Here is a 9,098-nt window from a genome sequence, read left to right as displayed (position 1 = left end):
GTGCTGGTTCGTCAGGCTTGCTGTGCACCACGAGTTACGCCGGCACGTCGCCGCCCGGATGCGGCTGGAGGCGACTTTTCTTTTTCATCCGAGAGCGCATCCAACGGGCACCCGGCGGACGAAAAGCAGTGGAGGAGCCATCGGGCTGACGGACGGGTCGCGGAGCCACGCCGGGCGACAGAGGGGACGGCACTGGTGCGAGCTACAGTCGGGCATGCCTCCAACCAGGCGAGCCGTCTCGTGACGGAGATCCGGCAGCAGCCGGACACTCCCGAGGACGAGTTGGCCCGACGCTTCCGCGCCGGTGACGAACGGGCGCTGCGCGAGGCGTACGAGCGTTACGGGCGGGCCGTCCTGCACCTGGCCACCAGCACACTTGTCAACCGCAGCGACGCGGAGGACGCGACCCAGGCCACCTTCGTCGCCGCCTGGCTCGGTCGGGACACCTTCGATCCGACGAAGGGCTCGCTTGTCGGCTGGCTGCTCGGGATCGGCCGGCGCAAGGTCATCGACCGGCTGCGCTCCTCCGCGCGGGAGAACCGGGTGGTCGAGACCGTACGCCAACTGCCCGAGCCGGTGTCTCCCGGCAGCGACCCGGACACCGTGGTCGACCGGTTGGTGGTGGCCGACGAGTTGGCGCGGCTGCCGGACGAGCAGCGACGCATGTTGGAATTGGCGTTCTTCGACGATCTGACCCACCAGCAGATCGCGGCGGTCACCGGGGTGCCGCTGGGCACGGTGAAGAGTCACATCCGGCGGGGCATGGCGAGCCTGAAGCGCAGATGGGAGGTGGACGGTGCAGCATCTGGAGCACGGCCGGCTGATATTTCTGGCGCTCGGTGAGAGTGAGGCGGACGATGCCGACCGCACCCATCTCGACGCCTGCCCGCACTGCCGCGCCGAGTTGACGGGTCTACGTGAGGTAGCCGGTCTTGGTCGGTCCACCCAGTCCCTGCGCGACCTGCCCGACCCGCCGGAGCACCTCTGGCAGGGCATCACCGCCGAGATCAGGGCCGCCGAACAACTACCCACGCTGACCACCGCTGGACCGCAGTCGGCCGATCAGCGGGACGACCCGGTGACGCCACGGTCGCGCCGACCTCGGCGCTGGGTCCGGTACGCGGTCACCGCGGTCGCCGCCGCCGCGGTCGGCATCGCCGGCACCGCCGCGGTGCTGCGCGAGGGCACCTCACCGCCACCGCCGGTGACGGCCAGCGCCCAACTGGCCGCGTACGGCTCGACCCCGCCACAGGCCCGGGGTGACGCCCGTGTGCTCGGCACCGGAGAACTGCACCTGCACGTGGCGAATCTCCCGCCCGTGTCGGGGTATTACGAGGTGTGGCTGATCAACCCGCAGAACATGGAGATGTTCTCGATCGGGGTTCTCGGTGGCGGCTCTGACGTACTCTTACCGCTGCCGCCGAACGTGGACCTCGGGCAATATTCTGTGGTCGACGTCTCCGCCGAGCAGTTCGACAACAACACCGCCCACTCCGGCGACAGCCTGTTGAGGGGCTCTCTGACGGGCTGATCGGCGGGCCGGTTCAGCTCCCCGGCCCGCCGATCAGCTCCCTTTCCCACCACAGCCGACAGCCGCCGCCCGATACCGGGCAGCGGCTGTCGTGGGTAGGCCCTACTTGCGCTTGCGGATCTCCTCGGCGGCCTGCGGGACCACCTTGAACAGGTCACCGACCACGCCGAAGTCGGCCAGCTCGAAGATCGGCGCCTCGCCGTCCTTGTTGACCGCGACGATGGTCTTCGAGGTCTGCATGCCGGCCCGGTGCTGGATCGCGCCGGAGATGCCGAGCGCGACGTACAGCTGCGGGGAGACGGTCTTACCGGTCTGCCCGACCTGGAACTGGTGCGGGTAGAAGCCGGAGTCCACCGCCGCGCGGGACGCGCCGACGGCGCCGCCGAGCAGGTCGGCCAGCTCCTCGACCAGCTTGAAGTTGTCCGCGTTGCCGACCCCGCGGCCGCCGGCGACGACCACGCCGGCCTCGGTGAGCTCGGGGCGGGAGCCCTTCTGCTCGGCCACCCGGTCGACCACCTTGGCCAGCTTGTCGGTGTCGCTGACGGTCACGGTGAGCTGCTCGACCGCCGGGGTGGCGGCGGCCGGGGCCGGGGTGACCGAGTTGGGCCGGACGGTGACCAGCGGCAGGCCCCGGGTCACCTTGGACGTGACGATCGTCGAGCCGGCGAAGGCCACCTGGGTGGCGGTGCCGTCGGCGGCCAGGGCGACCACGTCGGTCAGGATGCCGTTGTCCAGCTTGACCGCCAGTCGGGCGGCGATCTCCTTGCCCTCCTGCGAGGAGGCGAGCAGGACGGCGGCCGGCTGTACCCGCTTGACCAGGTCGGCGACCACGGTGGCCTTCGGCGCGACCAGGTAACCGTCGATCTGCTCACCCTCGGCGGCGTAGATCTTCTCCGCGCCGTACTCACCCAGTTTGGCCGACAACGCGTCGGCGGCACCGGCCCCACCGAGCACCACGGCCGACGGGGTGCCCAGCTCACGGGCCAGGGTGAGCATCTCGCACGTGACCTTCTTGACGCCGAACTCGCGAGTTGCCTCGACGACGACGAGAACCTCAGACATGTCCCACACCCCTCACACGAACTTCTCGGTGGCGAGGAACTCGACAAGCTGCACGCCGCCGGAGCCCTCGTCGGTGACCTTCGCGCCACCGGAGCGCGGCGGACGCTTGCTGTGCTCCACGACCACGCTCGTCGCCCCGGCGAGGCCGACCTCGTCCGCGGCGACCCCCAGGTCGGCCAGGGACAGCGTCTGCACGGGCTTCTTCTTGGCGGCCATGATGCCCTTGAAGGACGGGTACCGGGGCTCGTTGATGGTGTCCCACACTGAGACGATGGCCGGCGTGGTGGCGGTGACCACCTCGTAGCCCTCCTCGGTCTGCCGCTCCACGGTCAACGTGCCGCCGTCGACGGTGAGCTTGCGGGCACCGGTCAGCGCCGCGACACCGAGCCGCTCGGCGAGCATGTGCGGCATCACCTGCACCCGACCGTCGGTCGACTCCGACCCGCAGAGCACCAGGTCGGCGTTGAGCTGACCGAGGGCGGCGGCGAGCACCTTGGAGGTGGCCACGGCGCACGACCCGTGCAGGGCGTCGTCCACCACGTGCACCGCCTTGTCCGGGCCCATCGACAGCGCCTTGCGGATCGACTCGGTCGCCCGGTCCGGACCCATGGTCAGGATGGTCACCTCGCCGCCGTGCGCTTCCTTGATCTTCAACGCCTCTTCGATGGCGTATTCGTCCATCTCGTTGATGACGTTGTTCGCCGAACCGCGGTCGACTGTGTTGTCGTCACTGCGCAGGTTGCGGTCCGCGCCCGAGTCGGGCACCTGCTTGACGAGTACGACGATGTTCATCGCGCTTCGACGACCCTCCTGCTGTGGTGGTGTGATCACTTGCCCGGGTATCGGGCGCAGCCTCGCTCCTTAGTGACCGTTAGGTCAACCTGAAGCCGCTGCGCGGTTGCCCACGGCGCAATGTTACCTGTCAGTAGCTTTGCCTCCCGGATACACCCCGAGTGACTCAGCTCACCGCCATTCTGCCGTCCCCGGGCACCGTCGCCGAACCGGCACGCGCCGGCCGCCTTCGGGCCGGCCCGCTCCTCAGGCCGCCGGATCGCCCAGCGCCGCCGCGATCCGCTCGATGACCTGCGCCTCTGCCGTACTGATCCCGTTGTGGGCCCGCGCCGTACGATCGGCGGCGGCCAGCACCACCGAGCGGTAGATCGCGACATCCTCCGGGGCCTTCTCGGTCAGGATCGTGATCGCCTGGCGGAGCGCGGGCAGCACCACCGACTCGACCTGCGACTGCGAATCCCGCGGCAGCCTCGGCAGCGGACCACTGCTCAGCGCCGCCTTGACCAGACCACTGGCGTCGGCGATCGCGCCGGAGGCGGCGAAGCTCTCCCGGAACATGGCGAGCACGCCCGGGTCGGCGTTCGACACCAGGAACACGGCGCCGAAAGCCCCCGTCTTGAGGATCAGCATCTCCTCGTCCGTCAGCGACTGCGCCATGATCACGGAGTGTAGACGTAGGGCGTGGTGCTGGTGACCGGGACGAGACCGAGCCGCCCCAGCAGTGGACGACTCTCGTCGGCGGCGTCGACCTGCAACAGGGTCCGGTCGCGTTGGCCGGCGAGCCGCGCCCGGTAGGTGACGAGCGCCCGGTAGACACCCTGCCGACGCCACTGCGGATGCGTCGACCCGCCCCAGAGGGTGGCGAAGGTGGTGTCCGGTGGATAGCGGACCCAGCCCGCGCTGACGACCGTCTCACCGGCCTCACCGGCCTCGGCCACCACGACCGTGATCGCCTGCGGATCGGCGGCGATCTCCCGTTCCAGCCCGTCGGCGAGGCCGGTCAGATCGCGGCCCCACAGCTCGGTCTCCAGCGCCGCGATCCGGTCCAGGTCCGCGCGGGTGGTGACCTCCCGCAGGCGTACGCCCTCGGGCACCACCGGCAGCGCGGACGCCAGCGGCGCGACCGGGCCGACCATGACGGTCTCCTGGGTCTGCGGCACGAAGCCGGCCGCGCGCAGCCGCTGCGGCAGGTCCGCCGGCTCGTCATGGCCGTGCAGCTTCCACTCGACCGGCTCGCCCCGCTCCCGGGCCACCGCCACCTGGCGGGCGATCAACGCGTCGAGTTCGGCGTCGGCCGTCCCGCCGAGATCCCGGTAGGTCACCAGGCCGACGTCATCGAGGCCGAACACCCGGAACAACGGTCCGTCCTGCTCCACCCTCGCGCCCTGCGGTGCCGGGTCAGGCAGGCCCGGCCGAAGCTGGGCGTCGTACGCCGCACGCAAAGTGGTCACATCAAGATCCGTCATGTTTCCAGGCTATGCCCAGTTCGCACCGGATAATCACCACCGTGTGGCAAAGGATCAGGAATTGGTTCGACCCCGACGAGCTCCGGTCGGTGGGCACCACCCCCGACTACCGCTTCTCGCTGGCCAACGAGCGGACCTTCCTGGCCTGGCTGCGGACCGGGCTGGCGCTGGTGGGTGGTGGACTCGCGGCCGCACAGTTCCTCCCGGCCCTGCCGCTGCGGCACCTGCGCGAGGCGATCTCCATCGCGCTGCTGCTGCTCGGCGGCGCGGTCGCGATCCGCGCCATCGACCACTGGGCGCGCGTCGATCGGGCCATCCGGCTCGACAGGGAACTGCCCGCGTCCCGCTTCCCGGCCGTACTCGCCGTGGTGGTGGGGCTCGGCGCGCTGCTGCTGGTGGTGGCGGTTCTGGCCGGGGCGCTGGGCGGATGACCGCCGCACGCGACCCCGGTCTCCAGCCCGAACGGACCCGGCTGGCCTGGCGTCGCACCATGCTGGCGGTGACCGTGGTGACGATCCTCGCCGGCCGGCTCGGGCTCACCGGCGGCCGGGTCGGTGCACTGCTGACCGCGCTCGCCATCCTCGGCTGGGGTGCCACGATCACCCTCTGCTGGCCACGGGCGGTCGGCACCGGCGTACCCGACCCCAGCGTCCGTACGCTCTCCGCCGTGGGCCTCTGCATCGCCGGTCTCGCCCTGATCGGCGTGGTGCTGGTCGTGTGCGGGGTGTGAGCATCGACGGGGAGTAGGACATGATGGGTACATGGCCCGGCTCTACATCCTCTTTTTCCTGGTGCAGGTAGTCCTCGCCGTCTGCGCTCTGATCAGTTGCCTGTCGGCCGAGGAGGACGACGTTCGTCACCTGCCCCGGATCGCCTGGGTGCTGATGATCCTGTTCTTCCCGGTGATCGGCTCGATCGCCTGGTTCCTCGCCGGCCGCAAGCGCAACCCCGCCGGTGGTGGGGTGTTCTCCGGCGGAGCCCAGCCCGTCGTACGCCGGCCGACTCGGCCGCTCGCGCCGGACGACGACCCCGAGTTCCTGCGCTCGATCGAGGAGCGCTCGCGCCAGGAGGACCAGGAACTCTTCCGCCGCTGGGAGGAGGACCTGCGCAAGCGCGAGGACGACCTGCGCCGCCGCGAGGGCGACCCGCCCCGCGAGGAGCCCCGCCCCGAGGTGTGACCACCCCGGGGCAAGGTCGCCCGCGTCAGGCCAGGTTTGACGAGCGGGGGTACGCGTCCGCCGGGTCGGTGATGACGTTGACCAGGTAGGGCACGCGTGCGTCGAAGGCCCGCTGCAGGGCCGGGCCCAGGTCGGCGGCCTTGGCGACCGTCTCCCCCGCCCCGCCGAGGGCGGTGACCACCTGGTCGTAACGCAGTTCGGGCTGCAGGTCGGCGGCGACGTCGTAGCCGTACATGGCCCGCATCGGGTGCTTCTCCAGACCCCAGATGCCGTTGTTGCCGACCACCATGACCACCGGCAGCTTCTGCCGGACCAGGGACTCCACGTCCATCAGCGAGAAACCGGCCGCGCCGTCGCCCATCAGCACACAGATCTGCCGGTCCGGGTGGGTGACCCGGGCACCCATCGCGTAGCCCATGCCGGTGCCGAGGCAGCCGTACGGGCCCGGGTCGAGCCAGGTGCCCGGCTGGGCCGGCTCCAGGTAGCGGCCGGCGTACGAGACGAAGTCCCCGCCGTCGCCGATGGTGATCGCATCGCGGGCGAGGACCTTGCGCAGCTCGCCGTAGACGCGCGCCGGGCGGATCGGATCCGTCTCGGCGGCCATCTCCTCGGCGTCGCGGGCCTTCGCGGCGTCCTCGGCGGTACGCAGCTGCACCACCCAGTCGGTGTGGTCGACCCGGTCGCCGGTGTAGCCGGCCAGGGCGGACAGGATGCCGCGCAGGTCGCCGGCGGGCGCGACGGCCGGCTGCACGTGGGTGGCCCGCTGGCTGGGCGCGTCGACGATGTGCACGACGGTGGCGTCGCCGAAGTCGCCGAAGGAGAGCCGGAAGTCCAGCGGGGTGCCCACCACCACGATGACGTCGGCGTTCTTCAGCGCCACCCGCCGGGCCTTGGCGAAGGCCAGCGGGTGCTCCGGCGGCAGGGCGCCGCGACCCATCCCGTTGGTGAAGACCGGCACGTCGAGGGCCTCGGCGGCGGCGCGCAGGGCCGCCACGGCGTCACCGGTGTAGACGTCGGAGCCGGCGATGACGACCGGCCGCTGCGCCCCGGCGATCAGACCGGCGGCCTTCGCCACCTCGTCGGGGTCGGCCTCGATCGGGGCGATGGCCGGCCCGGCGGGCAGGTCGGCGTCACCGGTGGAGAAGATCGCTTCGAGGGGGAAGTCGAGGAAGACCGGACCCCGGTGCGGGGTGAGCGCGGTGGTCAGCGCCGCGGCGACGGCCCGGGGGATGTCGTCGGCGCTGAACACCGTCTCGGCGTGCTTGGTTACCGGGGCGACAAGCGGCAGGTGGTCCATCTCCTGGAGGCTGCCGGAACCCCACCGGAACTGCGGTGCCCGCCCGCCCATCACCAGCACCGGCGAGGCGTTGAAGTAGGCGCTGGTCAGGCCGGAGATGCCGTTGGTGACGCCGGGGCCGGCGGTGAGCACGGCCAGGCCGGGGCGGCGCTGCAACTTCGCCACCGCCTCGGCGGCGAAGACGGCGGACTGCTCGTGCCGCACGTCGTACAGCGGGAAGCCGGTCTTGTGCGCGGCGTCGTAGAGCGGAAACACGTGCCCGCCGGAGAGGGTGAACATCTCCCGCACCCCGTACGCGCGCAGCGCCGCGAGGGCGAGTTCTCCGCCGTGGCCTTCGATCCGCTCCGTCATCGCCGCTCCCTCTCGTCGCCTGACCGGAGTCACACGCTACTGGCCGGTAGGAGGAATGTGAACCATTCTCAGCGACCGGTGAAGTCCGGTTTGCGCTTCTCCACGAAGGCGACCATCCCCTCGCGCCGGTCCTCGGTGGCGAACAGCGCCGCGAAGAGCTGGCTCTCCCAGGCCAGACCCGAGTTCAGGTCCATGTCCAGGCCGCCGTCGACCGCGAGCTTCGCCGCGCGCAGCGCCTGCACCGGCCCGTTGAGGTACGGCTTCACCAGCGCCACCGCCGCGTCGTAGACCTCGGCGGCCGGGACCACCCGGTCGGCCAGGCCGATGCGCAGCGCCTCCTGGGCGTCCACCATCCGACCCGACATGATCAGATCCTTGGCGCGGGCCGGGCCGACCAGCCGGGCCAGCCGCTGGGTGCCGCCGGCACCGGGGATGATGCCGAGCTTGATCTCGGGCTGGCCGAGCTTGGCGTCCTCGGCCACCACCCGCCAGTCACAGGCCAGCGCCAGCTCGCAGCCGCCACCGAGGGCGTACCCGGTGATCGCGGCGACCACCGGCTTGGGGATCCGGGCGATCGCGCCGAGCGCGCTGGACAGGTCGGCGGCCCGGTCGGCCATGTCCACGTAGGACATGTCGGCCATCTCCTTGATGTCCGCCCCGGCCGCGAAGACCTTCTCGCCGCCGTACACGATGACCGCGCGGACCTGCGGGTCGGCGGTGGCCGCCGCCGCAGCGGCGCGCAACTCCTCCTGGACCTGGGTGTTGAGCGCGTTCATCGGTGGCCGCTCCAGCCGAATGGTGCCGATGCCGTCCCCGGTCTCCAGCCGCACGAACTCGCCCACGCTGAGCCTCACTTCCTCGTCGAAGTCGCCTGCCAACCTTACGACCAGCCGCCGTCGGCACGTAGTCTGGCTGCCAGTCCCGCGCCCCGGAGTTCCCATGGTCACGTACTACGACGACAAGTCCGTCCAGGTCACCTCCAACGCTGTCACGGTCAACGGCGACGCCTACCCGCTGGCCGAGATCACCGAGGTCTGGCACCACCGGGGCGGCCGGTCGTGGCGGGTGCTGATCGGCCGGGGTGCGCTCGGCGCGGCGATGATCGGCCCGCTGGTGGCCGCCGTCCTCGGCATCGCGCTCGCCGTCTGGCTCGACGGTTCGGCCACCGTCACGGTCGCCATCGTCGGCGTCTCCATCCTGATCGGACTGGCCGCCGGGCCGATCGCCGACCAGCTCTTCGAGTACTTCGACAGGTCGTACGCCCGGGGCAGCCGCCCCCGCGAGGTCTGGATCCGCTGGCGGGGCCACCCGGTACGCCTGCTGTGCACCCCGGACGCGCTGCGCTTCGGGCAGATCTACCGGGCCGTGCAACGCGCCATGGAAGCCCAGGTGCAGGGCCGGGCCGCCCGCTGACCGGCCGG

Annotated in this window: 12 protein-coding genes; 6 read left to right on the top strand and 6 right to left on the bottom strand. The window is 71.2% G+C overall.

What is annotated here, in order from left to right; all coding sequences use genetic code 11:
* The first annotated feature begins 240 nt into the window (after positions 1–240).
* Positions 241–843, top strand: a complete 603-nt coding sequence (locus Vgi01_RS11710; RefSeq protein ID WP_102656932.1) for an RNA polymerase sigma factor — start codon at positions 241–243, stop codon at positions 841–843.
* Positions 797–1,531: an anti-sigma factor gene (locus Vgi01_RS11705; protein ID WP_204291020.1), complete on the top strand. Its 735-nt coding sequence runs from the start codon at positions 797–799 to the stop codon at positions 1,529–1,531. The genes Vgi01_RS11710 and Vgi01_RS11705 overlap by 47 nt, the downstream gene beginning before the upstream one ends.
* A gap of 102 nt (positions 1,532–1,633) precedes the next feature.
* Here Vgi01_RS11705 and Vgi01_RS11700 read toward each other — a convergent pair whose 3' ends face one another.
* From Vgi01_RS11700 to Vgi01_RS11685, 4 genes are all read right to left on the bottom strand, one after another.
* On the bottom strand, positions 1,634–2,593 hold the full coding sequence (locus tag Vgi01_RS11700; RefSeq protein ID WP_204291019.1) for an electron transfer flavoprotein subunit alpha/FixB family protein: 960 nt from the start codon (positions 2,591–2,593) through the stop codon (positions 1,634–1,636).
* A gap of 12 nt (positions 2,594–2,605) precedes the next feature.
* Positions 2,606–3,385, bottom strand: coding sequence for an electron transfer flavoprotein subunit beta/FixA family protein (locus Vgi01_RS11695; RefSeq protein WP_102656930.1), 780 nt, complete (start codon positions 3,383–3,385; stop codon positions 2,606–2,608).
* A gap of 246 nt (positions 3,386–3,631) precedes the next feature.
* Positions 3,632–4,048 carry a hypothetical protein gene (locus Vgi01_RS11690; protein ID WP_102656929.1) on the bottom strand — a complete coding sequence of 139 codons (417 nt, stop codon included), beginning with the start codon at positions 4,046–4,048 and terminating at the stop codon, positions 3,632–3,634.
* A complete protein-coding gene (locus Vgi01_RS11685) occupies positions 4,045–4,851 on the bottom strand; it encodes a GNAT family N-acetyltransferase (protein ID WP_204291018.1) in 807 nt (268 codons plus the stop codon). Before Vgi01_RS11685 ends, Vgi01_RS11690 begins: the two co-directional genes overlap by 4 nt.
* 41 nt (positions 4,852–4,892) lie before the next feature.
* Here Vgi01_RS11685 and Vgi01_RS11680 point away from each other — a divergent pair, with 41 nt between their 5' ends.
* From Vgi01_RS11680 to Vgi01_RS11670, 3 genes are read left to right on the top strand one after another with little or no spacing between them, the layout of a single operon-like run.
* On the top strand, positions 4,893–5,282 hold the full coding sequence (locus tag Vgi01_RS11680) for a YidH family protein (RefSeq protein ID WP_102656958.1): 390 nt from the start codon (positions 4,893–4,895) through the stop codon (positions 5,280–5,282).
* Positions 5,279–5,581, top strand: a complete 303-nt coding sequence (locus Vgi01_RS11675; protein WP_204291017.1) for a DUF202 domain-containing protein — start codon at positions 5,279–5,281, stop codon at positions 5,579–5,581. The genes Vgi01_RS11680 and Vgi01_RS11675 overlap by 4 nt, the downstream gene beginning before the upstream one ends.
* A gap of 31 nt (positions 5,582–5,612) precedes the next feature.
* Positions 5,613–6,029, top strand: coding sequence for a PLD nuclease N-terminal domain-containing protein (locus Vgi01_RS11670; RefSeq protein ID WP_204291016.1), 417 nt, complete (start codon positions 5,613–5,615; stop codon positions 6,027–6,029).
* Between the two features lie 25 nt (positions 6,030–6,054).
* Here the strand turns inward: Vgi01_RS11670 and Vgi01_RS11665 are convergent, their stop codons facing one another.
* Complete coding sequence (locus tag Vgi01_RS11665; RefSeq protein WP_204291015.1) at positions 6,055–7,677, bottom strand: acetolactate synthase; 1,623 nt, start codon at positions 7,675–7,677, stop codon at positions 6,055–6,057.
* 68 nt (positions 7,678–7,745) lie between these two features.
* Positions 7,746–8,519 (bottom strand): enoyl-CoA hydratase-related protein, encoded by a 774-nt coding sequence (locus Vgi01_RS11660; RefSeq protein WP_102656924.1) that lies wholly within the window; start codon positions 8,517–8,519, stop codon positions 7,746–7,748.
* Between the two features lie 97 nt (positions 8,520–8,616).
* On the opposite strand from Vgi01_RS11660, the gene Vgi01_RS11655 reads away from it, so the two are divergent.
* Positions 8,617–9,090, top strand: a complete 474-nt coding sequence (locus tag Vgi01_RS11655) for a DUF6232 family protein (RefSeq protein ID WP_204291014.1) — start codon at positions 8,617–8,619, stop codon at positions 9,088–9,090.
* The last annotated feature ends 8 nt before the right edge of the window (positions 9,091–9,098 follow it).

The sequence above is a fragment of the Micromonospora gifhornensis genome, assembly GCF_016863515.1.
Taxonomy (GTDB): domain Bacteria; phylum Actinomycetota; class Actinomycetes; order Mycobacteriales; family Micromonosporaceae; genus Micromonospora; species Micromonospora gifhornensis.
This window is presented reverse-complemented; position numbering and strand designations above follow the sequence as displayed.

Excerpts from the sequence above, each read along its gene's own strand:
- Vgi01_RS11700 (WP_204291019.1), bottom strand. The coding sequence starts at position 2,593 with ATGTCTGAGGTTCTCGTCGTCGTCGAGGCAACTCGCGAGTTCGGCGTC.
- Vgi01_RS11695 (WP_102656930.1), bottom strand. The coding sequence starts at position 3,385 with ATGAACATCGTCGTACTCGTCAAGCAGGTGCCCGACTCGGGCGCGGAC.
- Vgi01_RS11685 (WP_204291018.1), bottom strand. The coding sequence starts at position 4,851 with ATGACGGATCTTGATGTGACCACTTTGCGTGCGGCGTACGACGCCCAG.
- Vgi01_RS11675 (WP_204291017.1), top strand. The coding sequence starts at position 5,279 with ATGACCGCCGCACGCGACCCCGGTCTCCAGCCCGAACGGACCCGGCTG.
- Vgi01_RS11670 (WP_204291016.1), top strand. The coding sequence starts at position 5,613 with ATGGCCCGGCTCTACATCCTCTTTTTCCTGGTGCAGGTAGTCCTCGCC.
- Vgi01_RS11665 (WP_204291015.1), bottom strand. The coding sequence starts at position 7,677 with ATGACGGAGCGGATCGAAGGCCACGGCGGAGAACTCGCCCTCGCGGCG.
- Vgi01_RS11655 (WP_204291014.1), top strand. The coding sequence starts at position 8,617 with ATGGTCACGTACTACGACGACAAGTCCGTCCAGGTCACCTCCAACGCT.